General features: G+C 30.4%; 24 protein-coding genes and 1 rRNA gene. 12 read left to right on the top strand and 13 right to left on the bottom strand.

What is annotated here, in order from left to right; translation table 11 throughout:
* Together CW731_RS12205 and CW731_RS12200 are read left to right on the top strand one after the other, a co-directional pair.
* The gene (locus tag CW731_RS12205; protein ID WP_100946985.1) at window positions 1-3,534 is read left to right on the top strand and encodes an efflux RND transporter permease subunit; all 3,534 of its coding nucleotides are present in this window, start codon (window positions 1-3) and stop codon (window positions 3,532-3,534) included.
* 113 nt (window positions 3,535-3,647) lie between these two features.
* Window positions 3,648-4,127: a regulatory protein RecX gene (locus CW731_RS12200; RefSeq protein ID WP_100946984.1), complete on the top strand. Its 480-nt coding sequence runs from the start codon at window positions 3,648-3,650 to the stop codon at window positions 4,125-4,127.
* A 168-nt stretch (window positions 4,128-4,295) separates the two neighbouring features.
* On the opposite strand, the gene CW731_RS12195 is transcribed toward CW731_RS12200, so the two are convergent.
* Both CW731_RS12195 and CW731_RS12190 read right to left on the bottom strand, forming a co-directional pair.
* Complete coding sequence (locus tag CW731_RS12195; RefSeq protein ID WP_232734670.1) at window positions 4,296-4,700, bottom strand: nuclear transport factor 2 family protein; 405 nt, start codon at window positions 4,698-4,700, stop codon at window positions 4,296-4,298.
* 111 nt (window positions 4,701-4,811) lie between these two features.
* Window positions 4,812-5,438, bottom strand: a complete 627-nt coding sequence (locus tag CW731_RS12190) for a hypothetical protein (RefSeq protein ID WP_157812227.1) — start codon at window positions 5,436-5,438, stop codon at window positions 4,812-4,814.
* Between the two features lie 164 nt (window positions 5,439-5,602).
* Here CW731_RS12190 and CW731_RS12185 point away from each other — a divergent pair, with 164 nt between their 5' ends.
* The 4 genes from CW731_RS12185 to CW731_RS12170 all read left to right on the top strand — a co-directional run bounded on the left by CW731_RS12185 (window position 5,603) and on the right by CW731_RS12170 (window position 8,945).
* The gene (locus CW731_RS12185; RefSeq protein ID WP_100946981.1) at window positions 5,603-6,544 is read left to right on the top strand and encodes an NAD-dependent epimerase/dehydratase family protein; all 942 of its coding nucleotides are present in this window, start codon (window positions 5,603-5,605) and stop codon (window positions 6,542-6,544) included.
* Between the two features lie 63 nt (window positions 6,545-6,607).
* On the top strand, window positions 6,608-7,219 hold the full coding sequence (locus CW731_RS12180) for a thioredoxin family protein (RefSeq protein WP_100946980.1): 612 nt from the start codon (window positions 6,608-6,610) through the stop codon (window positions 7,217-7,219).
* Between the two features lie 86 nt (window positions 7,220-7,305).
* Window positions 7,306-7,791 carry an ABC transporter ATPase gene (locus CW731_RS12175; RefSeq protein WP_100946979.1) on the top strand — a complete coding sequence of 162 codons (486 nt, stop codon included), beginning with the start codon at window positions 7,306-7,308 and terminating at the stop codon, window positions 7,789-7,791.
* A 2-nt stretch (window positions 7,792-7,793) separates the two neighbouring features.
* The gene (locus CW731_RS12170) at window positions 7,794-8,945 is read left to right on the top strand and encodes a lycopene cyclase family protein (RefSeq protein ID WP_232734669.1); all 1,152 of its coding nucleotides are present in this window, start codon (window positions 7,794-7,796) and stop codon (window positions 8,943-8,945) included.
* 107 nt (window positions 8,946-9,052) lie between these two features.
* Here the strand turns inward: CW731_RS12170 and CW731_RS12165 are convergent, their stop codons facing one another.
* Window positions 9,053-9,730, bottom strand: coding sequence for a hypothetical protein (locus tag CW731_RS12165; protein ID WP_100946978.1), 678 nt, complete (start codon window positions 9,728-9,730; stop codon window positions 9,053-9,055).
* Between the two features lie 159 nt (window positions 9,731-9,889).
* Between CW731_RS12165 and CW731_RS12160 the strand changes: the two genes are divergently transcribed.
* Window positions 9,890-11,560 (top strand): RluA family pseudouridine synthase, encoded by a 1,671-nt coding sequence (locus CW731_RS12160; RefSeq protein ID WP_100946977.1) that lies wholly within the window; start codon window positions 9,890-9,892, stop codon window positions 11,558-11,560.
* Here the strand turns inward: CW731_RS12160 and CW731_RS12155 are convergent.
* Window positions 11,557-12,183, bottom strand: a complete 627-nt coding sequence (locus CW731_RS12155) for a LysE family translocator (RefSeq protein ID WP_232734668.1) — start codon at window positions 12,181-12,183, stop codon at window positions 11,557-11,559. The two genes, CW731_RS12160 and CW731_RS12155, sit on opposite strands and share 4 nt — an antisense overlap.
* Window positions 12,184-12,289: 106 nt before the next feature.
* On the opposite strand from CW731_RS12155, the gene CW731_RS12150 reads away from it, so the two are divergent.
* A complete protein-coding gene (locus CW731_RS12150; protein ID WP_100947701.1) occupies window positions 12,290-13,162 on the top strand; it encodes a LysR substrate-binding domain-containing protein in 873 nt (290 codons plus the stop codon).
* 74 nt (window positions 13,163-13,236) lie between these two features.
* Window positions 13,237-15,462 carry an alpha-L-fucosidase gene (locus tag CW731_RS12145; RefSeq protein WP_100946976.1) on the top strand — a complete coding sequence of 742 codons (2,226 nt, stop codon included), beginning with the start codon at window positions 13,237-13,239 and terminating at the stop codon, window positions 15,460-15,462.
* A 104-nt stretch (window positions 15,463-15,566) separates the two neighbouring features.
* Here CW731_RS12145 and truB read toward each other — a convergent pair whose 3' ends face one another.
* The 8 genes from truB to CW731_RS12105 all read right to left on the bottom strand — a co-directional run bounded on the left by truB (window position 15,567) and on the right by CW731_RS12105 (window position 23,728).
* Window positions 15,567-16,262: a tRNA pseudouridine(55) synthase TruB gene (gene truB / locus CW731_RS12140; protein ID WP_100946975.1), complete on the bottom strand. Its 696-nt coding sequence runs from the start codon at window positions 16,260-16,262 to the stop codon at window positions 15,567-15,569.
* A 22-nt stretch (window positions 16,263-16,284) separates the two neighbouring features.
* On the bottom strand, window positions 16,285-17,079 hold the full coding sequence (locus CW731_RS12135) for an undecaprenyl-diphosphate phosphatase (RefSeq protein ID WP_100946974.1): 795 nt from the start codon (window positions 17,077-17,079) through the stop codon (window positions 16,285-16,287).
* 2 nt (window positions 17,080-17,081) lie between these two features.
* Complete coding sequence (locus tag CW731_RS12130) at window positions 17,082-17,324, bottom strand: DUF3098 domain-containing protein (RefSeq protein ID WP_100946973.1); 243 nt, start codon at window positions 17,322-17,324, stop codon at window positions 17,082-17,084.
* Window positions 17,325-17,327: 3 nt separating this feature from the next.
* Window positions 17,328-18,206, bottom strand: coding sequence for an ABC transporter permease (locus CW731_RS12125; RefSeq protein ID WP_100946972.1), 879 nt, complete (start codon window positions 18,204-18,206; stop codon window positions 17,328-17,330).
* 89 nt (window positions 18,207-18,295) lie between these two features.
* Window positions 18,296-18,712, bottom strand: a complete 417-nt coding sequence (gene mce / locus CW731_RS12120) for a methylmalonyl-CoA epimerase (RefSeq protein ID WP_100946971.1) — start codon at window positions 18,710-18,712, stop codon at window positions 18,296-18,298.
* A 66-nt stretch (window positions 18,713-18,778) separates the two neighbouring features.
* Complete coding sequence (locus CW731_RS12115) at window positions 18,779-19,333, bottom strand: hypothetical protein (RefSeq protein ID WP_100946970.1); 555 nt, start codon at window positions 19,331-19,333, stop codon at window positions 18,779-18,781.
* A 209-nt stretch (window positions 19,334-19,542) separates the two neighbouring features.
* Window positions 19,543-20,964, bottom strand: a complete 1,422-nt coding sequence (locus tag CW731_RS12110; protein WP_100946969.1) for a DUF5689 domain-containing protein — start codon at window positions 20,962-20,964, stop codon at window positions 19,543-19,545.
* Window positions 20,965-20,977: 13 nt separating this feature from the next.
* The gene (locus tag CW731_RS12105; RefSeq protein WP_100946968.1) at window positions 20,978-23,728 is read right to left on the bottom strand and encodes a TonB-dependent receptor; all 2,751 of its coding nucleotides are present in this window, start codon (window positions 23,726-23,728) and stop codon (window positions 20,978-20,980) included.
* Window positions 23,729-23,858: 130 nt separating this feature from the next.
* Between CW731_RS12105 and CW731_RS12100 the strand changes: the two genes are divergently transcribed.
* The 3 genes from CW731_RS12100 to CW731_RS15985 all read left to right on the top strand — a co-directional run bounded on the left by CW731_RS12100 (window position 23,859) and on the right by CW731_RS15985 (window position 25,809).
* Window positions 23,859-24,914: an endonuclease gene (locus CW731_RS12100; protein WP_100946967.1), complete on the top strand. Its 1,056-nt coding sequence runs from the start codon at window positions 23,859-23,861 to the stop codon at window positions 24,912-24,914.
* A gap of 460 nt (window positions 24,915-25,374) precedes the next feature.
* Complete coding sequence (locus CW731_RS15990) at window positions 25,375-25,551, top strand: transposase (RefSeq protein WP_368356666.1); 177 nt, start codon at window positions 25,375-25,377, stop codon at window positions 25,549-25,551.
* 108 nt (window positions 25,552-25,659) lie between these two features.
* On the top strand, window positions 25,660-25,809 hold the full coding sequence (locus tag CW731_RS15985) for a transposase (RefSeq protein WP_368356665.1): 150 nt from the start codon (window positions 25,660-25,662) through the stop codon (window positions 25,807-25,809).
* A gap of 695 nt (window positions 25,810-26,504) precedes the next feature.
* Here the strand turns inward: CW731_RS15985 and rrf are convergent.
* A 5S ribosomal RNA gene (rrf, locus tag CW731_RS12090) occupies window positions 26,505-26,614 on the bottom strand.
* Window positions 26,615-26,650 lie beyond the last annotated feature (36 nt).

Here is a 26,650-nt window from a genome sequence, read left to right as displayed (position 1 = left end):
ATGGCTAAAAAAAACAAACAAGTAGATAAAGAATTTAAGCTTTCTTCTTGGGCAATAAATAACAAGACAACCATTTACGTCTCGATGTTTTTAATTCTTTATTTAGGAATTTCGGCATACTTTTCAATGCCTCGAGAAAACTTCCCTGAGATAAATGAAACGAAGATTTATATTAGTTCTGTATATCCTGGAAACACAGCAGAAGATATAGAAAAATTAATTACAAACCCATTAGAAGACAAGTTAAAATCTGTTAGTAATGTGGTAGAAATCACTTCAACTTCTCAAGAAGATTATTCGATAATTACTATAGAATTTGATGAAAATATTTCGGTTGACAAAGCAAAACAGAAAGTAAAAGACGAAATAGATCAAGAAACTGCAGGTGAAGATTGGCCAACATTTAATGGCGCAAAAGTAACCCCTAATGTTTTTGAATTGAGTATGTCTGAGGAAGTACCAATTCTAAATATTAATATTTCCGGAAATTACCCAGTTTATAAGCTAAAAGAATATGGAGAATATTTACAAGATGAAATTGAAGATTTAACTGAAATTAAGAAAGTAGACATTCGTGGAGCACAAGATAAAGAAGTAGAAGTTGCTGTTGACATCTATAAAATGATGGCGGCAAAAGTTAGTTTCGATGATATTACAAATGCTATAAACCGTGGAAACATAACGATGTCTGCAGGTAACTTTATTACCAGTAAACAAAGAAGAACGATAAGAATTGTAGGTGAAATTGACAAGCCTTCAGATTTGGAGGAATTTGTAATAAAATCTGAAAACGGAAACCCAATTTATTTGAGAGATGTAGCAGAAATATCTTTTAAAGATAAAGACAAAACTACATATGCGAGAGAAAATGGTGCTGCTGTTGTAATGCTAGATGTTAAGAAAAGGTCTGGAGAAAACATGGTAGATGCTGCAGACAAAATTGGAGTAATTGTAAAAAATGCTAAAAAAGATCATTTTCCGCAAGATTTAAAGGTAACTATTGCCAATGATCAATCTCCAAAAACAATTGGTCAAGTAGACGATTTGGTAAACAATATTATTTTCGGAGTTATCTTAGTAGTAATTGTTTTAATGTTTTTCCTTGGTTTTAAAAATGCAATATTCGTTGGTTTTGCAATACCAATGTCTATGTTTATGTCTTTAATGATTCTAGGTGCACTAGGTTATACCTTAAATACAATGGTACTTTTTGGTCTAATTATGGGACTTGGAATGTTGGTAGATAACGGAATTGTAGTTGTTGAAAACGTATATCGTTTAATGGACGAGGAAGGAATGAGTAGAATTGAAGCTGCCAAAAAAGGTATTGGAGAGATTGCTTTTCCTATTATAATTTCTACAGCAACAACCGTTGCTGCTTTTATTCCTTTAGGTCTGTGGCCAGGAGTTATGGGGCAATTTATGGTTATTTTACCAATTACACTTTCTATCGTTTTAGGTTCTTCTTTATTTGTAGCAATTTTCTTTAACTCTGTATTGGTTTCTCAATTTATGAGTAAAGAGGACAAAGATATGCCAATAAAAAGCATCATTAAACTAACAAGTATAATGGCTGTTATTGGCTTACTAATTTATTTCTTTGGAGGAGAATATAACGCCTTAGGAACTTTAATTTTGTTCACAGCAATTATGTTGTGGGTTTATCGATTAGTTCTTAGAAAAGCTGCAAATTATTTTCAGAAAAACACCTTGGTTTCTTTAGAAAACTGGTATGAAAGAAGATTAAAAAAAGCACTTTCTGGCTGGACTCCTTATATTTTGGTTGTTGGAACTTTTATTCTTTTGTTTATTGCATTTGCTGGTTTTGGTTGGTCTGTGGGTGAACAAAGAACAAAAATTGAATTTTTCCCAGACAACAAGCCAAATCAAATTATTGTTTATATCGAATATCCTGAAGGAACAGATATTGAGAAAACAAATCAAATTACAAAAGAAATTGAACAAAAAGTATATGGTGTCTTAAACCAAGACATGTATACCGACGGTGATTATAATTTCTTAGTAGAAAGTACCGTTTCTCAAGTGGGTGAAGGTGCAGGAAACCCACAAACAGACGGAGGTTCTTCTGCAGAAATGCCACACAAAGGGAAGATTACTGCTTCTATGCGTGAGTATAAATTTAGAAAAGGAAAAGACAGTGAAATTCTAAGACAAAAAGTACAAGCTGCTTTAGTTGGTATTTATCCTGGAGTTTTAATTTCGGTAGAAAAAGATGCTAATGGCCCACCAGCAGGTTCTCCTATTAATATTGAATTAAACGGTGAAGATTACGAAGAGTTGATTTTTACAGCAGAAAGAATGCGAGATTATTTAAACACGCAAAGTATTACTGGTGTAGACGAATTAAAGATCGATGTAAATAAATCGAAACCAGGAATGCAGGTTTTGGTCGACAGAAAAAAAGCTGGAGAATTAGGTGTTTCTACTGGGCAAGTTGGGCAACAATTAAGATCTGCGATTTTTGGAAGCAAAGCTGGAATTTATAAAGAAGATGGCGAAGATTATGATATATATGTCCGTTTTAACAAAGAAGATAGATATAATAAAAGTGCCGTTTTTAATCAGAAAATAACATTTAGAGATCCTGCAACAGGTAAGATTAAAGAGATTCCTGTTTCTGCCGTAGCAACACAAACCAACAGTTCTGGCTTTAGTGCTATAAAACACAAAGATGTAAAAAGAGTAGTAACTGTATATTCTGCATTATCTCCAGGAGAAACAGATGCAGGTGCTGTGGTGGCGAAAATTCAGAATTCGATGAAGAATTTTAAAGATTTGCCAAGAGGAATTAAAATTGATTATACCGGTCAAATTGAAGAGCAAAACAAACAAATGACGTTTTTAGTTGGCGCGTTTTTTACAGGTCTACTATTAATTTTCTTCATTCTTATTTTCCAATTTAATTCGGTTTCGAAACCAGGAATTATTATGTTGGCAATCTTCTTAAGTTTCATTGGTGTTTTTGGTGGCTTGGTAATTTCAGGAGCTCCTTTTGTAATTATGATGACCATGGTTGGTATTATTTCTCTTGCAGGAATTGTGGTAAATAATGGTGTTGTGCTGTTAGATTATGCAGAACTGTTAATTAGTAGAAGAAAAATACAAGACAATATTTCTGAAGACGATTATCTACCGTTAGATAGTTTATATGAAACGGTTGTAAAAGCTGGTAAAGCGCGTTTAAGACCAGTTTTATTAACTGCAATTACTACTATTTTAGGATTGATTCCTTTAGCAATTGGTTTAAACATTAACTTCTTTACCTTATTTAGCGAGTTTGATGCTAATATTTATATGGGGGGAGATAATGTTGTTTTTTGGGGTCCTTTAGCAAAAACTGTTATTTATGGTTTGTTAATAGCAACCTTCTTAACATTGATAGTTGTACCTATTTTATTCTTTTTAATTACGAAATTTAAAATGAGGTTAAAAGGTTTGTTAAAGGTTCAAGAAGGAAAACCTGAAACTAGTTTTAATGAGGATAAAAGGTTAGATGAGAAAAATCAGATTTAATTATTTATACTGCAAGGTTTTTAAAAACCCTGTAATTATATAATCTATTTTTATTTAATAGAAAAAAGGGTTGAAATCATCATAGTTTCAACCCTTTTTGTATTTTCGAAATAATGTTTGAAAGGAAAAAGAAAGTTTTTACTGTTGATGAAATAAAACGTAAACTAGAAAATTATTGCGTGTATCAAGATAGGTGTCATAAAGAAGTAGAACAAAAAATGCGTGAGTATAATCTGATTCCTGAAGCGCGAGAACTGATTCTTTTGAGTTTAATGAAAGACAATTTCTTAAACGAAGAACGTTTCTCTAAAAGTTTTGCCAGAGGAAAATTCAGAATTAAAAGCTGGGGAAAACAACGTATTGTTAGAGAATTAAAGTTTAGAGATATTTCTGCCTACAATTTAAAAACAGCTTTAAAGGAAATTGATGAACAAGAATATATTGCTACTATTTATAGAATTACAGAAAACAGAAACGAAGTAATTTCTGAGTCAAACATTTTTAAAAGAAAGAAAAAACTAATTGATTTTTTAATGCGAAAAGGCTTTGAAAATGAGTTGATTTATAAAGTTGTAAACGAGGTTGTTTCTTAATTGTTTGACTTTAAATATCATTATTTACCATTCAATGGTATTAGACCTGATTGAAACGGTATCCTTTTTAACTGTCCGTTCAAGTGAATTTTGAAGAATGAAAAAATTGGTATCGAGAACAACAATAAAAAAGATATAGTGGAAAGCAGGAAATGGCTTCTAAAAAAATTATTTCTGATGCTTCTTTAAGAAAATAGCATCGTTTTCCTTTTTCGCTAAAATTACTGTTTGAATGTCTTCATTTGGTATTGGAACCGACAAAACGTATTGCTTAATCTTCCAAGAACCCTCTTTCTTTTCTAGCACTCCAGAACCTCTGCAAGTTCCCATCCAAGTAACTAAAAGCTCATCAAACCAAACAAAGGAACCATATTCGTTTACAGAAACAGTACATTCTAACGTTTTAAAATCCCACGCTTTACCTTTATCAAAATAAGGTTTACTAAAGCTTGCAAACTGTTCTTTAGTCCAGATTTCTTCTGCAGCCGTTCCGATATAAACAGCAGTGTTGTCCATTAACCCAAAATACTCCTTAAAATCTGCATCTGCGGCGGCTTGATGCCAATTTACCAATAATGTATTGACTTCTTTTTTTATATAATCTTTGTCAATTTTAACTCCTATAGAACTTCCTCAAGAATAAGAAAAGAAAAAACTTAAACGTAAAAGAATTGCTTCTCATAATTATTGTTCTTTATTATTAGAAATTTTGTCTACCTTATTTTTACTCATTACCTGTTCTTTGAGCCTAAGATCTATCGATTTTTTAGAAATACTGTCTATTCTTGTGGTATCTAAACCAATAAACTTAACATCTATATCAATTTCGTTTTCAAAATTAATCTTTGTTAAAATTGTATTTATTTTTGTGTTAACATCCGAAAAAGCAGACATTGTTTTATCTACCTGTATGTTTACTTCTTCTGCTTTTATGGCTCCAATTTCTATTAAATCTGCTAATCTTAATACTTCATTATATAAGATGTTAATTCTTGCTTCTAGAGATAGTATGTTAAATTTGTCAGGCTTTATATTCTCTTTTAAGCTCTTAATTAAACTTTTTAATTCTACAGCATTACTTAATGCTTCGTTAGGAGAAATTTTTCTAAATTTAACAAAAAAGGAATCTATTGCTTTTAACTCACCCCAGCTATCTACTTCTTTTAAAAAAATAGGTTTTACATTTTCTGTTGCGGTATGAGTTTTAACCAAACTCATTAAAGGTTTTGGTTTTTTTATTTTTTCTTTGTCTTGATTATTTCCGCAAGACAGCACAAAAATACTTAGTAATAAAAGATATCTATATTTCACAAGTCTGTTTAAAAGGTAAAAATACATAAATAAATTGCACTAAATTATCTTTTAAGAAAACCATAACAAAACAGCAAAATAGTGGTTCAAATTATTCAATCAAAAAATAATTAAGGATACTTAAATTAAGTACCTTTGCCACTTATTTTAATTCAATTTTAGTGATGAGTGAAACCATTTTAATTTTAGGCGCTAGTGGCCAAATTGGTAACGAATTAACGCAAGAACTGCGTTCTATCTATGGAAACAGTAGTGTTATAGCTTCTGATATTAAAGAAGGAAATGAAGAAATGATGTCTTCTGGTCCTTTTGAAATTATAGATGCAACCGACAAAGAAACCATTTTAAAAATGGTTAAAAAGTATAAGGTTTCTCAAGTATATTTACTTGCTGCAATGTTGTCTGCTACGGCAGAAAAATTTCCGCAAAAAGCTTGGGATTTGAATATGAATTCTCTTTTAGGAGTTTTAGAATTGGCAAAAGATAAACACATAAAACAAGTGTATTGGCCAAGTTCTATCGCGGTATTTGGCCCAACAACGCCAAAAGAAAACACCCCACAAAAAACCATTATAGAACCTAGTACAGTTTACGGAATTAGTAAACTTTCTGGCGAATTTTGGTGTAATTATTATCATGAAAAATATGGAGTAGATGTTAGAAGTTTGCGTTACCCAGGTGTTATTTCTTGGAAAGTAAAACCTGGAGGTGGTACTACAGATTATGCAGTAGATATTTATTTTAAAGCTGTAGAAGAAGGTAATTATGAGTGTTTTGTATCTAAAGAGACCCGTTTACCAATGATGTACATGAATGATGCTGTAGCAGCAACAATTAAATTAATGCAAGCAAAACCAGAAGATGTAAAAATTAGAACTTCTTATAATTTAGCTGCGATGGATTTTACACCAGAAGAAATGGCCGTAGAAATTAGAAAACATATTCCGGATTTTAAAGTTTCTTATAAACCAGATTTCAGACAGAAAATTGCCGATAGCTGGCCCTCTTCTATAGATGATTCTGAAGCTAGAAAAGATTGGAATTGGCAACATAAATTCAACCTATCTTCTATGACTTCTGATATTCTTAAAAATATAAAAAACTAAGAAAACTCTTTGTAAGTTTAGAGATTATCTTCGTCTAAAAACCTCAATAGAACACTTTTAATTATGAAGGAAATTATAGAAAATAGTTTAAAAAAAACGATATCATATACCGATTATAGAGCATTAGTTCGTAATTTATTAGTTGAAGGAAAATCTACAGGCCCAGAACAATCTGAAGCATTAACAAATTATAGTTTGTTAAATGACAGAAGAATGAAACGTCTAGATAAAACTATAAAAATTTCTGAAGAAGCAATTCTAGAGTTTAAAAAAATTAAACAACCCCAAACCTGGTTGGTTATTACTGAAGGTTGGTGTGGAGATGCTGCACAAAACCTACCTGTTCTTAATAAAATTGCTGCAACTACAGATAAAATTGATTTAAAAATAGTGCTAAGAGATGAAAACCTAGCATTAATGGATTTGTTTTTGACAAACGGAGGAAGAAGTATTCCTAAATTAATAGCTTTAGACAAAGACAATAATGTAATCGATTCTTGGGGACCAAGACCAACTATAGCTACAAAAATGGTTTCAGATTATAAAGCAGCACATGGTAGTTTAGATCCTCAATTTAAAGAAGACCTACAACTTTGGTACAATAAAAACAAAGGACAAAGTGTGCAAGAAGATTTCATACATCTCACTACAAAACTTTCTGTTAAAGAAGCTTAGCCTTTTTAAAGTTTATAAAAAACCGCAAACTGAAAATCAGTTTGCGGTTTTTCTTTTGGCTATCTTTGCAACGTAAATAAAAAACAATGTTTGTAGATTTTAAAGAAATACCAGAAGATGCTAAAGTTTGGGTGTACCCTTCTAGCAGAAAATTTTATCCGAATGAAATTGAAGCCATAGAAGAAAAAGTAAAAACCTTTGTAGAGAACTGGAAATCTGATGATGAAAATTTCAAAGCTTCCTATCAATTTTTATATAACAGGTTTATTATTTTAACAGCAGATGATGTTGCTACAGAACTTTCTAATAGCGATATTGATGCTTCTGTTTCCTTAATTATAGGTCTGCAAGAAACCTATGAAGTAGCACTTTTAGACCGAATGAATGTTTGTTTTAAACAAGGTGAACACGTACAATACAAAGATCTAAAAGACTTTAAAAAACTACTTAAAAACAAAGCTTTAACGGGCAAAACTATCATTTTTGATAACCTGATTACCACAAAACAAGATTTTGAGAATTTTTGGGAAATACCTATCGAAGAAAGTTGGTATAATCGTTTTATAAAATAATTATGATGAAATACGATTTTATTATTGCAGGTGCTGGTTGCGCTGGTTTAAGCTTATTGTACAAGATATTACAAGAACCTACTTTGCAAGAAAAATCGATTTTGATTATTGATAAAGACACAAAAAACAGCAACGATAGAACTTGGTGTTTTTGGGAAAAAAACGCAGGTTCGTTTGAGTCTATTGTGCATGCAAAATGGAACACTTTAGAATTTCTTTCAACAGGTTTTGAAAAAAAACTAGATTTAGGAACCTATACTTACAAAATGATTCAAGGGATAGATTTCTATAACTTTGTAATTAATTTTGCTAAACAATTTACCAATGTTACTTTTTTACAAGAAAACATTGTTGCCATTACTTCGGATGCTATTTTGGCTACTGTAAAAACGGAAGATAATTTATATGCAGCAAAAACTGTTTTTAATTCTACAAATCTCTTCAACCCAGAAATAACCGAAGAAAACTCACTTTTACAACACTTTAAAGGTTGGGTAATTAAGTCTAAAAAACCAATTTTTGATTTTGAAATTGGAAGATTGATGGACTTTAGAGTTTCTCAAGAAAATGGCGCTACTTTTATGTATGTTTTCCCAACTTCTACTACAGAAGCTTTGGTTGAATACACACTCTTCTCTTCTACTGTTTTAAATAAAGAAACGTATGATTCTGCCTTAAAAAAATATATTAAAGAAGAGTTAAAGATTGATGATTATACTATTTCTCACGAAGAGTTTGGAATAATACCAATGTCTTTGGCGAAGTTTCAAAAAAACCCGAAGAAAAATGTTCTAAACATTGGCACCTCTGGCGGCTATACAAAAGCAAGCAGCGGGTATACTTTTCAATTTATTCAGAAAGATGTTTCTGAAATAGTAGAAAAATTAAAATTAGGTAAGAACTTAAATTCTGATATCTCTTTTAAAGACAAACGATATAATTGGTATGATCGTACATTAATTGATGTTCTATTATCAAAAAAACGAACAGGTAAAGAGATCTTTGCACAAATATTCAAAGACAATTCACCCGAGAAAATATTCGCTTTTTTAGGAAATGAAAGCACAATTATAGAAGATGTTTCTATTATGAAAAGTTTGCCTATAAAACCTTTTTTAATTTCTGGCCTGAGACAACTTCGTAGTAAAAATTAGTTTAGATCTCACTAATTAATTTAAAACATAAATAGAGGATAGATTAAAATCTATCCTCTATTTATAAAATCACAACACCCTAATTACGAGTCAGATATATGCGAATATTACTTCTTTTCTAAAATTTTATCTAACTTTTTAATCTCTTCGTTATACTCTTCAATAGCAGCATCTATTTTTCCTTTTTTTATTTCTTCGTTATATTCTTCAATTGCTTCTTCATGAATTTTAGTATATTCTTTCACTGTTTCATCTAACTCTTCACGTAAATCATCAAATTTTTCAGAAAGCTCTTCTAAATTTTCTTTTCTTTCGTTATCTGATGCGTTAGGATCCTCAATTAACTCTAAATATTCTTTTTGAACATCTGCAACATCTTCCATCACTTCTTCCGTTTTTAACCAAGCAGGAATTGTGCTACCTAAACTGGCTATTCTAAAATTCATGTTTTTTACACGTTGCGCTGTAGTTACAAAGTTAGATTTTCTCATTTGTGCCAATTCTGAATTTACGACTGTAAAGTCTGCCCAATCATCAAAACCTACAACCCCTTTCGCATCTAAATTATAAACAATTGCTGTACCGTCTTTCATTTTGTAAGTTCGAGTTTTCACCTCGTCATCCATCTCCCCTACTTCATTTTCAATATCCTTTTTAATTTCAGTAGCTTCTTCTTTAATTTCTGTTGCTTTCTTTTTTGCATTATCACAAGAAACCAACATAAAACTAGAAACAGTTAATGCAGTTGCAAATAATTTAATCGAATTCATTTTTATATTTTTCATACTATTGTTTTTAGTTCAATACAAAACTAAATGATAAAGAAACCAGACTTTAACGCATTCAAAAATTATTTTAACTCTTTTAGAGAATCGTTATTATGCCTATTATTTCTGTCATTTTTATTGATAACTAACTATCTTTGACACTTATTCTTAATTATATTGAAACACTTCCAACATTTTAAAACTACTATTTCTGAAATAGCACTTCCAGAGAAATTTACATTTCCCTTTTATTATGAACCGCATCTTTTAGCAAAAATTGCGACGACAGAATTACAGGAATATTTAGAAAATCAGACATATTTTAAACATAATTTTGGATTAGAAACAAATTCTAACTCACTTGCAGTAGGGAAAATGTTTGGCGTTTTAGTTGTAAAAAACAAGCGAAATGAAATTGGCTATTTAAATGCTTTTTCAGGTAAACTAGCAGACAAAAGTTTGCCAGAAAAGTTTGTTCCACCTGTTTTTAATATGCGAACAGAAGGTAGTTTTTATATAAAAGGTGAACTTGAAATTGATGCAATTAATGCGCAATTAGGTGCTTTAAAAAAGGATGAAAATTATTTAACTCTAAAAAAATCTGTAAAAAGAATTACCAAAGAGATTGAAGATGATTTGGCTTTTCAAAGAAAGCGGATGAAGTTTTTTAGAACAGATCGGAAAAATCAGAAAAAGAAAGCAATTGCTGTTTTAAATGACTTAGAATTTAAAGAACTAACGAAAAGACTTACACAAGAAAGTTATAATAATCAGTTCTTTTTAAAAGAATTACAAGAATATTACCAGATTAAACTTCAAAAAGTTAGTAAAGAATTCATCCTTATTGAAGCTAAAATTGAATCTCTAAAGAAAGAGCGAAAAGAAAAATCTAATTATTTACAGCAAACATTATTTAGTAAATACGCCTTTTTAAATCGACAAAAGGAACTTAAAAACTTATTAGATATTTTTAATGACCCTGCTATAAAACCTCCTGCAGGTTCAGGAGAGTGTTCTGCTCCTAAGCTTTTGCAATATGCATTTGCAAACGATTTAACGCCCATTACAATGGCAGAATTTTGGTGGGGAGTTTCACCAAACTCTGCCGTTAGACAACATAAAAACTATTATCCTGCTTGCCAAGGTAGATGCAAACCCATTTTAACACACATGTTAGAAGGTATAAAAATGGATGAGAACTTGTTGCTAGAAAATCTAGCAGAAAAACAAGAACTAAAAATTATTTATGAAGATGCTGTTTTAATTGTAGTGAACAAACCTGCTGAATTTTTATCTGTTCCTGGTAAGGATATTAAAGATTCTGTGTATACTAGAATTAAAGAGAAATACCCAACTGCAACAGGTCCTTTGATTGTGCATCGATTAGACATGTCTACTTCTGGAATTTTATTACTTACAAAAACTAAGGAAGCTAATAAAATTTTACAGAGTCAGTTTATAAACAGAACTATAAAAAAACGCTACGTAGCTTTATTAGATGGAATTTTATCTGAAAATAGCGGAAAAATAAAGTTGCCCTTACGTGTAGATTTAGATGATAGACCTAAACAATTGGTAGATTTTACCTATGGAAAACCAGCTGAAACAGATTGGAAAATCATCAACAAAGAAAATGGAAAAACACGCGTGTATTTTTACCCAATTTCGGGAAGAACACATCAATTAAGAGTACATGCTGCTCATAAAAACGGATTAAACACACCAATTGTTGGCGATGATTTGTATGGAAAAAAAGAAAATAGGTTGCACTTACATGCTGAATTTATTGAGTTCTTTCACCCTTCAACAAATGAACGAATGAGTTTTACCGTTGATGCTGAATTTTAACTTAGTATTATTTTAACTCCCATTAGTATAAAAACGAAACCACTCAATTTATTTAACCAGATATTAAACTTTGGGTTACTTTTAATTTTTTGAGAAAAAGTACTAGCAAATATCGTTAGACCTAAATACCAAATAGTTCCTATTGCTGCAAATGTAAAACCTAACAATATAAATGGTACAGGGTTTTCTATTTGTGCAGGATTGATAAATTGAGGGAAAAAGGCCAAAAAGAATAATGCAACTTTCGGATTTAAGGTGTTTGTTAAAAAACCAGACCAAAAATCACTTTTTACTTTTTTTTGCGATTCATTTCCTACCTTTAAAGACAGCACTTCTTTGTTATTTTTAAGTTTAGAGAAACCTAGGTAAATCAAATAAATAAAACCAATATATTTAATTATAACAAAAGCTAAATCAGATTTAGAAAGGATTACAGATAAGCCTAAAGCTGCAAAAAAAGTATGTGCCAAGATACCTGTATTTATACCTAACGTTGCATTTATACCAGATTTTCTACCTTGCCCAATAGACTTATTTAAAACAAATACCGTATCAATTCCTGGTGTTATTACAAATACAAATGCCGTTAGCATAAAAGTGATAAAATTTTCAATTCCCATCATTTTTTTTATTTTTAATAATTAAAATAAATCTAGCACAAAGGAACTGTTTTGTGAACTCCTAAAAAATACTTATTTTTGATTGATTAATGCAGAAAGCACATTAAAAATGACAATCAAACAAATAAAATATTTTTTAACACTTTCTAATGAACTTCATTTCTGGAAAACTGCTGAAAAAGTATTCATATCTCAATCTTCATTAAGTAGACAAATTCAATCTCTTGAAAATGAGATGGGAATTCAGCTTTTTGAAAGGGATAAAAGAAATGTAAAACTAACAGATGCTGGTAAATTTCTTCAAGAACATTGGACAAAAACCATTAAAGAATTAGATCAAATACATCGACAAGCAAAAAAAATTGATAAAGGAACATCTGGGTTTGTTTCAATAAGTTATCCAGGTTCGATTGCCTTTAAATTTCTACCCGATTTTCTCGAGATTATAAATTCAAATTTACCAGATCTAAAATTAGAATTGATTGAACCAACAGATAAAGACCACGAGAAACTATTACTCAACCACAAAACAGACATCGCATTTAGCAGAGATAAAATAAAAAACATCAATATAGATTCTCTAAAATTACATTCAGAACCAATTTGCTTGGTTGTACCAAACAACCATTGGCTAAACAAAAAAACATTTAAGAACTTAAACGAGTTAAAAAACGAAAAATTTATTATTACAGGTTTGCATCAAACAACTTTTTTTGCTTCACTTTTAAGAAATTTTTTCAATAAATATAATTTTCAACCGAAAACAATCATTGAATCTGATTTTGGTGGAATGATTTTAAACCTTGTATCTAAAGAACTTGGAGTTTCTATTCTTCCACATTCATTTAAGTTTGCTGAATCTCACAATGTAAGATTCATTGAACTAGATGAAGATATCGATTTATTTATTAATTGGAGAAAGAACGACCCTAATAAAACAATTAAAAAAATAATTGAATACACTAAGTCTATTAAGCAATAGAATACAAAAGGTGTAGTTAATTTTCATCGTCAAATAAGATTATCCTATATTTAGAAATTAAAACCATTTATAACTTGAAAACAATTATTCTTTGCCTTCTTACTGTTCTTACAATATCTTCCTGCTCACAATCAAACGGTGTCTTAATAGAAACAAGTAACACCTTTAAGATATCTAGTACAAATAGTAAAGATTCTATTATTTTGAAAGCTGCTCATGTTGTTCCTACTAAAAACCAGTACGAAGCTTTAAAGAATGAATTCATTGCCTTTATACATTTTGGCCCCAATACTTTCACGAGAATGGAATGGGGGAATGGAAAAGAGAACCCAAGTATTTTTAATCTACAAAACCTAGACACAGACCAATGGTGCAAAGCAATGAAAGCTGCGAATATGAAAATGGTGATTTTTACCGTAAAGCATCATGATGGTTTTGTGCTTTGGCAAAGTCGCTATACCAAACAAGGCATCATGTCATCTCCTTTTAAAGAAGGAAAAGGAGATGTTTTAAAAGAATTGGCTGCTTCGTGCAAGAAATATGACTTAAAATTAGGCGTGTATTTATCTCCTGCAGATTTGTATCAAATTGAAAGTAAAGACGGATTGTATGGAAACGGAAGTTCTTATTCTAATAGAACAATTCCAACACAGGTTAAAGGCCGTCCTTTCAAAAATAAAACGACATTCAAATTTAAAGTAGATGATTACAACGAATATTTTCTAAATCAGTTATTTGAGTTATTAACAGAATATGGACCTATTCATGAGGTGTGGTTTGATGGAGCAAATCCGAAAAGTAAAGGGAATCAGAAATACAATTATTTAGCTTGGAAAGAATTAATTACAACATTAGCACCAAAAGCTGTCGTTTTTGGTAAGCAAGATATTCGTTGGTGTGGAAATGAATCGGGTGGCACGAGAGCTTCTGAATGGAATATTATTCCATATCAAACGAACCCCAAAACAATGAATTCTTTTTCAGACATTACTGCGGATGATATTGGAAGTCGAGAAAAATTATACGCTGCTAAATTTTTACATTATCAGCAAACAGAAATCAATACTTCTATTAGAGAAGGATGGTTTTACAGAGATGATAAAAACCAAAAAGTACGAAGTGTTGACGATGTTTTTGATATTTATGAGCGTTCCGTAGGAGGAAATGCAACTTTATTATTAAATATTCCTCCAAACAGAGAAGGAAAATTTTCTCCAACAGATGTTCAAGTTTTAGAAAATGTAGGTAAACTTATAAAAGAAACCTATTCTAAAGACCTACTAGAAGATGCAAAAGGACCAGTAGAAGTGCTAGACGAAGATGAAGCGAGTTATAAGCTCTTAACAAATAGCTCAATTACTATAACAACCCCAGAGCCAATAACCATCAATCGTTTTGTTATTCAAGAGGCTATTTTAACACATAGTGAAAGAATTGAAAAACATGTATTAGAAGCATGGTTTGTAAATGATTGGAAAGAAATTGCAACAGCTACAAATGTAGGATATAAAAGAATTTTAAGATTTCAAGAAGTAACTTCTAATAAATTTAGATTTAGAGTTTTAGAATCTCGTTCACAACCTGCAATTACCAAAATTTCTGCTCATTATTATAAAACCCGTCCTCCTCAGCTTACTATTGAAAGAGATTTAAATGGTATGCTGCACATTCAAACTAAAAAACATGATTTTAGATGGAAACCTCATGGAGAAGACATCTCAAAAAATATAAATAGCGGTGTTGAAATAAGGTATACGCTAGACGGAAGTGCACCTACAAAAGAGTCTGAATTATATAATGAACCTTTGTTCTTAAAATATGGAGAAGTTAAAGCCGCTGTATTTACTAAAAATGATACTGGTAGTATTGCTTCAAGCGTATTTGGTGTTGTAAAGAAAGACTGGAAACTAGTTGATGTAGACAGTGAAAAAAGGCAGCATGAAGCTGTAAAAGCATTTGACAGCGACACCGATAGTTATTGGAGTTCAAACACGGCAAATACACACCATTTATCTTTAGATTTAGGAAAAGAAAATAATTTAATGGGGTTTTCGTATACTCCTCAAATAGAAAACTCTAAAGGGATGATTGAAAGTGGTATTCTAAAAATTAGCAGTAATGGTAAGTCTTGGACAGTTTTTGAACACTTTGAATTCGGAAACTTGATTAATGACCCTACAAAAAGAACTCACTATTTTAAGAAAGCTATAAAAACAAGATATATTAAAATAGAATCAACAAGAATTGCTGGAGGTAATAAAAATGCAGCAATAGCAGAAATTGATTTTTTAGTACAGTAGTAAATACTTTATGTATCAATATATTACGTAGGTTTTTTAAAGACCTGTGTTGTATATTGCTGTTTTTTACCCAATAACTAAAATACTATTAACTAAGTAGTTTTTTACTGACCTTCTTTCAAGTTCTCAATAAATCCTTCCACAGAAAGTGCATCATCAACAGAAAAATCACCAATTTTAGTTCTTCTTAAAGAGGATAAATGCGCTCCAGAATTAAGAGCAGTTCCATAATCGAAAGCAATAGAACGAATATAGGTTCCTTTGCTGCAGATAATTCTAAATTCTACCTCAGGTAAGTTTATCTTTGTTATTTCGAACTTAGAAACTGTAACTGTTCTTGCTTTAATCTCTGTAGTTTCTCCTTTTCTTGCCAATTCATACAAACGTTTTCCGTCTTTTTTAATCGCGGAAAAAATGGGTGGTTTTTGTTGAATTTCACCCGTAAACTGTTTGGTTGTTTCGTGCAATAATTCTTCAGTAATATGTGCTGTAGGAAACGTTTTGTCAACCTCTGTTTCTAAATCGTAACTTGGTGTTGTGCCACCAACAGTAAAAGTCCCTGTATACTCCTTAACCTGACCTTGATATGTATCTATTTGCTTTGTCTGCTTACCAGTACAAATAATTAATAAGCCCGTAGCCAAAGGATCTAAAGTACCTGCGTGACCAACTTTAATATTTTTTATATTGAACCGTTGTTTTATTTCCCAACGTAATTTATTTACTACTTGAAAAGAGGTCCAAGTAAGTGGTTTATCAATCAATAAAACTTGACCGTTTTTATAATATTCTTCAGTCATGTATACTGATTTTAGTGTACTATTAATTTAAAAGAGCATATCCAATTGCAATACTTCCTACAACTGCACAATATATAGAAAAGTAGGAAAGCTTGCTTTTTTTGACTAAAGAAATCATCCATTTACAAGCTAATAAACCTGCTAAAAATGCTGCAATAAAACCTGCTGCAATAGGAAGCATTTCAGATGATTGAAAGCTTAAATCTCCACTTAAAACATCTTTTCCAATTTTTCCGAAAATTAACGGAACAACCATTAAAAAAGAGAATTTTGCAGCTCTTGTTCTATCGATTCCCAATAAAACAGAGGTAGAAATTGTTGCGCCAGATCTAGAAATACCTGGTAGCATTGCAATAGCTTGCGATATACCTATTAAAACTGCGTTAGAAAAGGAAACTTCTTTCTTTGTGTTTTTCGCTCTATCTGCTAGTAATAATAGTAAAGCTGTTAGTAATAACATACAACCAACTAGTAATATTTTTCCTCCAAAAAAAGATTCTAATTCTTTCTCAAAAAGTAAACCTACAGCTACTGCAGGAATCATAGAAATAATAATTTTTAGAGAAAATTTAAATTCTTCGTTCCATTTAAATTGAAATAAACCTTTAATTATTTCTACAATTTCTTTTCTAAAAATAACAATTGTACTTAAAGCTGTCGCAAAATGTAAAACTACCGTAAAAGTTAAACTTTCTTCTGGCACAGATGTATCTCCTAAAATTGCTTTTGCCAATTCTAAATGTCCGCTAGAAGAAACTGGTAAAAACTCTGTTAATCCTTGAATTATACCAAGAATTATCGCTTCTAAAATATCCATCTTTACTTTTTAGGGTTTAATAAAATTGCATAAATTTCAATTGCTAAACCAATAATTACTAAAGTTGGTGCTAAACGAATTCTTTGCCAATTGTAAATTTCTTCATTAAAAACTTCTGGGTTATCGCTTCCACCACCAGACATAAAGATAAATCCTAATGCTATTACAACAATTCCTATCACCATAAAAGTGTAGTTTTTCTTTCCAAAAATAAATGCTGGTTTTTGAATAATTTCGTCTTTCATATTTTAATAATAAAGTTCGTCTGTTTGTAAATTTAAGAAACGTTGAGTTGCAAAAAAGGTACTTAACCAAGTAATTATAAAAGCAGAGACAAAAACACCACCAACCAAATAACTTAGAGAAACATAATCTTTTAACAAACCTAAACTAGGTGCAATAGCATCTAAATAATAAATAACAGCACCCAAACCTATTAAAGCTACAAGTGCAGCAATAAAGCCTAATTTCATGCTTTGTAAAATAAAAGGTCTTCTTATAAAACTTTTTGTAGCACCGACCATTTGCATGGTTTTTATGTTGAATCTTTTTGAGTAAATAGACAATCTTATAGAACTATTAATTAAAATAATTGCTACTAAACCAAAAAAGCCACTGAACACTAGTAACCAAAAACTTATTCTTTGAATATTTTTTGTTATTAAGTTTATTAGTAATTTGTCATAAGAAACATCTGCAACAAATGCATTTTTGAGAAAACGAGTTTCTAATTCTTGCATTTTTTCTGGAGTCACGTACGTTGCTTTTAAGAAAATATCTATTCCGTTTTTTAAAGGATTTTCTCCCAAAAACTTCATAAAGTCTTCTCCTATTTCTTTGCTATATTGCTTTGCTGCCTGTTCTTTTGAAGTATAAATAATTCTTTTTGTAAACTCTTCTTTTTCTAAAGAAGCTTTAAATCCGTCTATTTGTTTTTTACTTACATTCTCTTTTAAAAATAGAGTAATTGCTACTTTTTCTTTTACCCTGTTTGAAACTAAAGTAGATTTTAAAAGTACCAAGCCCAAAATACCAACCATAAATAGTACCAAAGCAATACTAATTACAACAGATATGTAAGAAGATGCTAAACGTCTTTTTTGATAAGATTCAAATTTTGAAGCCATTTTACAGTAACTTTTTTTAAACGCTGGCAAGATAATAATTAGTAAGCAGTTGACGGTAACTGTTAGCAGTATTTTAACGTATATAATTTTTACCCCAAAATATTCTCCTCAATTTCTTGACATAATTCAATTAAAACACCGTTTGTAGTTTTTGGATGTAAGAATGCAACCAATTTATTATCTGCCCCTTTTTTAGGTGTTTCATTTAAAACAACAAAACCTTCGTTTTTAAGTCTCTTAATTTCAGCTTTTATATCTGAAACGGCAAAAGCAATGTGGTGAACTCCTTCTCCTTTTTTATCAATAAATTTTGCAATCGGACTTTCAGAGTTTGTCGCTTGCAATAATTCAATTTTATTTGGTCCACTTTTAAAAAAAGAGGTTTTTACACCTTCCGAAGCTACTTCTTCCATTTTATAATGTGTTTCACCAAATAATGAAGCGAATAATTTATTTGATACCTCTAAATCTTTTACAGCAATACCAATGTGTTCTATTTTTTTCATGGTGTAAAAATAAGAAAAAACCTCATTAAAAATTAATGAGGCACATTATGTTTGCTTGGATTAAGATTAATCATTTTCTTCTCCAACAAAAACATTAACTGTTGATTTATGTTCTCTTATTTCTCTATAGAAGTTTACTTCTCTCTTTGAAAGAACTTCATCCATGGTTTCTGGTAAGTCCCATCCTAATAGTGCGTTTAAAATTTGATCAATTAGAAGTATTATCGTGTACACCCACTTCGGTGCATTAAATAAATCTAAAAGGAAAAAAATTAATTTTTTAATTTCTCTAATAATATCACTTAAAGCTAGTTTAGAAAAAACAGACTTTAGATTTTTAGTAATCGATTTTGCAGTAGTAATCATTTTATTTCCTGCCCCCATTTGTACAAGACGATTTGCTGAATTTAAGTTTTCATTAGAACTATTTTTAGAAGCATCTATTAGATAATTTGAAAGACTACTAAATTGTTCTTGAAATGGTTCTAAAAAACCGTTAGCATTCTTCTTAAAGTCTGCATCATTATTAGAATTTTGTATTCCTTGAATAATAAGATTAGGTAGTTTTGAAAACTCATCTGCAAATTGTTCTAGCTGTGTTTTTTTTGTATCTTTTTCCATGATTCATACTATTTATTTTCACCTACTCTATTTAAAATTGGCTTTTCGGTTGTCGCCTTTAATTTCTACTTCAAAATTGCAAGAAAACAAAAAACAACACAAGAGTTAAGTTATTGATAAACAATGAGTAAAACAAACTAAAAAAGAAAAGTGTATTTCCTTTATCTTAATAAGAAATACACTTTTAAAAAGTAAAAAAACATTCTAAATTAATTGGCAATAATAGTAATATTATCTAATTCATACGTTCCATCAAAATTTACGTTACCTGTTCCGGTATATTTAAAAGCAATAAAAGCTGTGCCAGAATAACTTGATAAATTCACATAAGTAGAATGTATCCAATTCTTAAAACCTTCGCCATTGGAAACAACCTTTGCTGGCAATACATCCCAAGTTGCAGAAGTTATATTTGTTGCTACCCCAGTCCAATCTGTAGAAATTAGTACTTCTAAATTACTTCCGTTTGCAAAACTATTAGAAGTTTCAAACGATAAAAATTCTTCTGAGGTTGTATCTAAATCAATTCCCTTTGTAATTAACCAAGCAACTGTGTTTGCATCTCCAGAATTTTTAGAACCAATTCTTGCTGCTTTACTTTGCGAATAGGTATCGGTATAAGATCTCCAAGATTTCGTGCCTTTTTCTCTGTAATTTAGCCAATCTGTAATTTTTATTTCTCCGGAGGATGCTTCAAAATTCTCATTTAATAAAATTGTAGGAAAATCGCTTTCAGTTTGTGTTATACATCTTTCATCTGCCATGGAAACATCTTCTGTAGAATTTAAAACTAACACTAAAAAATTACCATTATAATCTTTAGAAACTACTGCATTTATAGTGCCGCCGCCAGTTGGCAAAGCTTCATTTGCAAAACTAGCAAAAGAACTAGTTTCTATTAATAAATCTGCATACCCTAATGTTTGGCAAGTTTGTATTTTACGTTGAGTATCAAAATCTTCTGTTGGGTCTACATAAGCTTTTCCAGATAAATTAGAAGGAAAAACAACGTTATTTACTGATACAAATGTACCAATATCTGAAGTATTTAAACTTGCCAAAGAAACTACCTTAGGTATAATTATTTCAGTTTTTTCTGAACGAAAAAAATGAGTGTCCATTTGTTTTAATGAAACACTCTGTATTTCACTTGTATCTGTTGTACTAATTTTTCCTCCAATTGTAAGCACGCCATCACCAGAATTAGCTTCACCAATATATAGACCTTTTAAACGAATGTAAACTTCTCTTCCGAAGTTAAGTTTGTTATAAGTATTGTTTAAGTTAACAGCAATTTTAATTCCTGCTGTAGGGTTTTCGGGTGTGCTTTGCATATAAAATTCCCTAAAATAATTACCTTTTGCATCCGAAGAAACAACATATCCTTTTACAACAATATCAGATACTATTTTTGTAGGATCATTTCCTGAAATGTATAAATTCTTTAGATCTTTTATCGATTTTAATTCTAGTTGATTCTTTAGAATGCTATCTAATAATGCTTCTAATTTTAGATTTTCTTCAGCTCCTAAGTTTTCTGGAACTGTAAAATCGTTATCTTCTACACAGGCAGTAAAAAATATACTCGTTATAAAAGCTAGTATTAAGATGCATGTTTTATTTCTTTTCATTTCAATTTATTTTTTAAAAACTTATACTCAAATTCATAAAGTAGGTTGCACCTCTACCGTACCAATATTTATTTCCAAATACAGGTTTGCTTAGAGATTTATCAGCTTTTAATTCATTATAATTTGCATTTCTACCTTGCTCAAATCCGCCAGATTTATACTTTGTATTTAACAGATTATTTACGGTTGCAAAAACACTAATATAATAGCCATTTATTTTCCAGGATTTACCTCCAACAAGGTTTACAACTTTATAATTATTAAATTTTTCTTGCTGTAATAATTCTCTAGCAACTTCTAATTCATAATATGGAAACGATAAACCATCTGCATCCTTGTAGAAGTTACTAGACCTAGTTAATGGCGCAATATCTACATAAGTATTACTAAATAAATTTGTTGTTGCACCAACCCACCAATAATCTGGATCTCGATACTCGAAACCAACTGAATATGCATGATGTGGTCCTGCTGATATTTTATAATTTTTTAAGTTTGAGGTATAGTTTCCTGAACGACCATTCTTATCAAAAATCCCTTCATTTATAACATCTGAAGTAAGATATAAATTCGGATTATTAGCATACGTAAAACTACCAATAGCCGCAGCTCCTTTTAGTTTTATTGTTGAAGTAACTTGTGCTTCTAACCCCAATTCTAAACCCATATGTTTCTTTTCAATTCCTGATAAAATTTCTTGTACAAAAGCTGTGTTATCTCCTCCAATTCCATCACCAAAATAAAAAGAAATCTCTGTAGCATCTTTTATGGAAGTATAATAAGCGGTTGCTCTAGCAGTAATTATCGGACTTCTTCGAATGTAACTTAAATCTGCAGAAAACAATTTTTCACTCTGCAAATTATCAACTATATTGTTGTTTTCTCTTGAGTTAGAAAAAGTGTTTCTAAGGTTTGGTGCTTGTGTTAAATATGCAACATTTGCATCTATTAAATTACGTCCGTTAATTTTATACGTTCCACCCGTTTTTACACCGTAATTTGTAAAATTGATTTCTTCCGATGCTCCTAAAGAAGTATTTTCAAATCTACCGTTTTTATACAAACCTTCTCTTTGATTATTTATTTGAGATACACTTGCCGCCAGAAAAAAATCAACTTTGTTATATTTAAATTGTACTTGTGCAAAGCCCTTAATTAAGTCTGAACTTAAGTTGAAATTGTACTTAAATCGATCTCCAACACTAACAATTCTATTCAGATTCAATACATCATTCTGCCTTTGTGTTTCAGTATCTGCAAAATTATTAATATCTAAATAACCGTTTCCTCCTAACAAATCAATCACTTCTGCAAAATTTTCAGACCAGAAACGCTTGTATTCTATTTTTCCATTAACAGCAATATGATTGTTTATTTCTGAATTGTAAATAGTATTTACTGTTATTTGTTTGTCGTCATTTCTATCTTCATACAAAACATATGCATTATTTAAATCGACATTTGCTGTTGTTATATTGGCATCGAAAATACGATTCCAATCTAATTGACCGTTATTTACAAAGTTTTCTTGTGAAGTGTATGCACCAAATACATCATTCTTTCTTAAAAAATAACTTGGTAATCTCTGGTAATAACTCGGACTAGGATTTGAGCCTCCATTAAAATCTAAACGACTATTTCCTATTTTTCCAAATTGATAAGAAACGTTTGTTTGTAAAGTTGTATTTTCTGAGATATCCCAATAATGACTTAACATTAAAATGGGTTCTGCTACTTCTTTTATTCTAGAATTTCGTTTTCCTCCATTCAAATCACCCCAATATTCGTTGTATTCAATTCCTTTTAAATCGAAAACCTCTTGGGTATTTGGTGAAGATTTACCTCTCCTGTTTGGTGTGAAAATTCCTGTAAAATTAATACTATGATTCTCGTTAAATTTCTTTTCTATGGAAGTAAATAAAGCATACGCATTATAGGAAGTTCCATCATTAAAACCCTCTTGTCCTAATCTTCTACTTCCAGAAAAAGTCATAGACCAACCTTTTTGAAAAACACCTGTAGAATGTGTTGCCATAAATCTATGCACATAACTTCTGTTAGAAGACGAATAGGTTATTCTTGTACCTGGTCTTTGTTGTGATGCTCTAGTATTCATATTTGTAGACCCTAAAATACCGCCAAAAGTAAAATTAGAAGGGGATAAACCATTGCTAAACTCTTGATTTCTTAAGACATCATTTAATCCGCCCCAATTACTCCATTGAGCTCTACCATCGTAGATTTTGTTCATTTCTATTCCGTTAATCAAAACTTTACCATTACCAGAATCTAAACCTCTAAGTTTAAAAAAAGATGAACTAAATTCAAAAGCTGCAGATCTCAAAAAAATATCCTTTGAAGCATGCAGAAGGCCAGAAATATTATCTGCAGCTCCCGTATCATTGCTTAACTGATCATCCGTAATTGTAATAATACTTAAGTCTTGCTCTTCTATAAAATCTTTATATAAAAGAATTGTTCCTAAATCAATTGGTTTTCCATTTAATTCTATAGGGAAATTTTGTGTTTCGTAACTACGAAATTTAACCTCTAGAATAAAGTTTCCGTTGATGATATTTTTTATTTCAAAAGCACCATTAAGAGTTGTTTTAGAAGTAATAGTGGTATTTTTAACACGTATTAAAACATTCGATAACGGGTTTTCAGAATTGTTATCTATCACAATTCCTTTTATAATATTTTGGGAATAATTTGTTGCACAACACAACAGAGACAGAACTATTAGCACAATAGTTTTATTCATAACTTTTTCAATTTCAATTTAATAGCGTAGTAAATCTACTCTTTTTTTATTAAAAAAAGAGAGTATACATTATCTTTTATTTTTAATGATGCTTTTTGTTCTGTAAGTTTGTAATTAAAAAAAGTAGAAAATGATAAAGAAAAACTATTTATTAATACTCTTGTTATTTAGTATCAGTATTTCTTTTTCTCAGAAAAAGGAAAAGAAATACGCCATAAGAACCATAGCTTTTTACAATTTAGAAAATCTTTTTGACACCATAAATGATACTTCTATAAATGATGAAGCAAGTCCAATGATGGAACTGAAATCGAACAGATCTAAGGTTTATTGGGACAAGATTGATAAACTAGCAAGTACCATTGCACAAATCGGACTAGACAAAGCAAAAACAAGTCCTGCAATTATAGGTGTTTCCGAAGTTGAAAACCTGAGTGTTTTAGAAGACTTGATAAAATCGAAGCATTTGATAACAAAACAATACGGAATTATACATTATGATTCACCTGACAAACGAGGAATTGATGTTGCTTTGTTATATCAAAAACGATATTTTAAACCTGTTTTTCATGAAGTATTTAATCCAAATATTTACAGAAACAACAGAAAAGTATTTACACGAGATCAATTGTTAGTATCTGGTTATTTAGATGATGAGTTAATTCATCTAATTGTAAATCATTGGCCTTCTAGAAGTGGCGGTGAAGCAAAAAGTAGACCTTTACGTGAAAAAGCGGCGTATCAAAATATAAAAATTATTCAAAAGATTAGAGAAAAAAATAAGCATGCTAAAATATTAACCATGGGAGATTTTAATGATGACCCTATAAACTCTAGTTTCAAAAAAATATTAAAAACAAAGCGTGAAAAGAAAAATGTTAGAAAAAACGATATTTACAACCCATATGAAGACCTCCATAGAAGAGGCTTTAATACCTTAGCTTACAGAGATAATTTGAATCTTTTTGATATGATTTTAATTTCTTCTCCGTTATTAGACAAAGGAAAGAAAGATTTTTCTACTTACAAGATGTACAAAGCTATGATTTTTAATAAAAGCTTTTTAAGTGATAAAAAAGGCAAGTTCAAAGGTTACCCTTTTAGAAGTTTTTCTAATGGTGGCTATACTGGTGGTTACTCAGATCATTATCCTGTTTATATATATTTAATTAAAGAGAAAAAATAATTACCTATTGCTAATTATAAGTTTTTAAACAAACAGATCTAACCAAAATTTTTAATTTGAAGGTGTTTTTATTATTTCAAATACATAATTTTATGGAGTTAACAATTATAGTAAACAATACTATATTGAGCAATATTTATATTTCTAGAAAATATGTATCCATAGATTTAACTCTTTCCTCCAATAGAAATTTATATCCGATTATTAACTATAAAAGTAATAATTAGCAGGGTTATTTAATAAAGTATCGCACTGTCCCATAAAGTGTGTAAGCTTCAAAAACTCAGGATTGATTAAATTCTGAGTTTTTTATTTTTATATACTTATGAGACAAGGATATTTATTAAACGACGATTTTTAAAACAATTCAGTAACGGATCAGAGCACACCAGCTTCATAGAAGAACTTCACAAACGAGGAGTTGAAAAGATACTTGATGGTGAACTCGATGCTCATTTAGATTCTGATAAGTATCAATAAAAACAAAGCGAATAACTTACGAAATGGTTGCACAAAAAAGAAGCTAAATACTACTTTAGGAAAAACAGATATTCAAGTTCCAAGAGATCGAAATAGTTCTTTTAATCCAATGATTATAAAGAAAGGACAAAATACAGCAGAAGAAATTAAAATGTAATTATTTCTTTATATGCCAAAGGAATGAGCAGTAGCGATATTGAAGCACAAATCCGAGAACTCTATCATTATAATGTGTCGACTTCTACTATAAAGACTTTAAAACAAAATTATCACTAAATATTCTTACACCATTAGAAGTTCGGAGAATAACGAGCATGAACTCACTGTATTCTTTGATTTTCCTGTGGAAATAAGAACCATTATTTATACCACAAATTTAATAGAGAACCTAAATGGAAAAATTCGTAAATACTAAAAAATGGAAAATTATTCTAAACCAATTTTTAGATATATTTGAAAACAGGATTAAAGTATAAATAAATTAATACTAAGTTTTGAACTTACACATTTTTTAGGATAGTGTTGATAAAACAGAATTACCTTCCAAAGATGTTTCTGGCGACTTAGTAGCATGTAAATATTTTATAATTACAATTAAACAAAAACTCATCAGTACTACTGGTGAGTTTTTAATTTATAATAATTTGTCCATAGCTTTGGGCGTGCCCATTTTAAAAATAACATTCTACAGTTATATAAACCATCGTCACAAAAATGGTCAGGCTTTCCGCTGCAAGTCCTCGTTCGTACCTCACTGTGGGCTTTCCACTTCAATCCTTCACGCAAAATAAACACTTACATATTTTTGTAAAATAATTAAGGTCTATAATCTTTAGTACAATACATTCTAGCTAAAAATAACTCCAATAAACTTCTTCATATATATCCTCTATATTGATTAAAACATAAATGAAGTCACATAAAACCAGTTTCGTATTTGATTCGTTTCATAATAATGCAGCTACTTCAATTGAAGTAGTTTGGATATCGTGAGATAAAGGTTTAGCGCCCATTCTACACCCCAGACGTTAATTATTTCATTATTTTTCATAAAAAAACCTCATATCGTAAGATATGAGGTTTGTAGAATTCTGATTGTATCAGAATTAAGAAAGGCGGCGACCTACTCTCCCACATAAATGCAGTACCATCGGCGCGATTGGGCTTAACTTCTCTGTTCGAGATGGGAAGAGGTGAGCCCCAATGCTATAACCACCCTAAGATTTTCAGTTGAACCAGGTTCAACCGTATAAATT

The sequence above is a fragment of the Polaribacter sp. ALD11 genome, from assembly GCF_002831685.1.
GTDB lineage: Bacteria > Bacteroidota > Bacteroidia > Flavobacteriales > Flavobacteriaceae > Polaribacter.
The sequence above is the reverse complement of the archived record's forward strand: the minus strand, read 5'-3'. Positions and strand labels throughout refer to the sequence as shown.

Bases quoted from the DNA above. Each gene is read 5' to 3' on its own strand.
- CW731_RS12185 (WP_100946981.1), top strand. From the start codon at position 5,603: ATGAGTGAAACCATTTTAATTTTAGGCGCTAGTGGCCAAATTGGTAAC.
- CW731_RS12200 (WP_100946984.1), top strand. From the start codon at position 3,648: ATGTTTGAAAGGAAAAAGAAAGTTTTTACTGTTGATGAAATAAAACGT.
- CW731_RS12180 (WP_100946980.1), top strand. From the start codon at position 6,608: ATGAAGGAAATTATAGAAAATAGTTTAAAAAAAACGATATCATATACC.
- CW731_RS12150 (WP_100947701.1), top strand. From the start codon at position 12,290: ATGACAATCAAACAAATAAAATATTTTTTAACACTTTCTAATGAACTT.
- CW731_RS12175 (WP_100946979.1), top strand. From the start codon at position 7,306: ATGTTTGTAGATTTTAAAGAAATACCAGAAGATGCTAAAGTTTGGGTG.
- CW731_RS12100 (WP_100946967.1), top strand. From the start codon at position 23,859: ATGATAAAGAAAAACTATTTATTAATACTCTTGTTATTTAGTATCAGT.
- CW731_RS12205 (WP_100946985.1), top strand. From the start codon at position 1: ATGGCTAAAAAAAACAAACAAGTAGATAAAGAATTTAAGCTTTCTTCT.
- CW731_RS12125 (WP_100946972.1), bottom strand. From the start codon at position 18,206: ATGGCTTCAAAATTTGAATCTTATCAAAAAAGACGTTTAGCATCTTCT.
- CW731_RS12115 (WP_100946970.1), bottom strand. From the start codon at position 19,333: ATGGAAAAAGATACAAAAAAAACACAGCTAGAACAATTTGCAGATGAG.
- CW731_RS12110 (WP_100946969.1), bottom strand. From the start codon at position 20,964: ATGAAAAGAAATAAAACATGCATCTTAATACTAGCTTTTATAACGAGT.
- CW731_RS12170 (WP_232734669.1), top strand. From the start codon at position 7,794: ATGATGAAATACGATTTTATTATTGCAGGTGCTGGTTGCGCTGGTTTA.
- CW731_RS12105 (WP_100946968.1), bottom strand. From the start codon at position 23,728: ATGAATAAAACTATTGTGCTAATAGTTCTGTCTCTGTTGTGTTGTGCA.
- CW731_RS12130 (WP_100946973.1), bottom strand. From the start codon at position 17,324: ATGAAAGACGAAATTATTCAAAAACCAGCATTTATTTTTGGAAAGAAA.
- CW731_RS12135 (WP_100946974.1), bottom strand. From the start codon at position 17,079: ATGGATATTTTAGAAGCGATAATTCTTGGTATAATTCAAGGATTAACA.
- CW731_RS12155 (WP_232734668.1), bottom strand. From the start codon at position 12,183: ATGATGGGAATTGAAAATTTTATCACTTTTATGCTAACGGCATTTGTA.
- CW731_RS12165 (WP_100946978.1), bottom strand. From the start codon at position 9,730: ATGAAAAATATAAAAATGAATTCGATTAAATTATTTGCAACTGCATTA.
- truB (WP_100946975.1), bottom strand. From the start codon at position 16,262: ATGACTGAAGAATATTATAAAAACGGTCAAGTTTTATTGATTGATAAA.
- mce (WP_100946971.1), bottom strand. From the start codon at position 18,712: ATGAAAAAAATAGAACACATTGGTATTGCTGTAAAAGATTTAGAGGTA.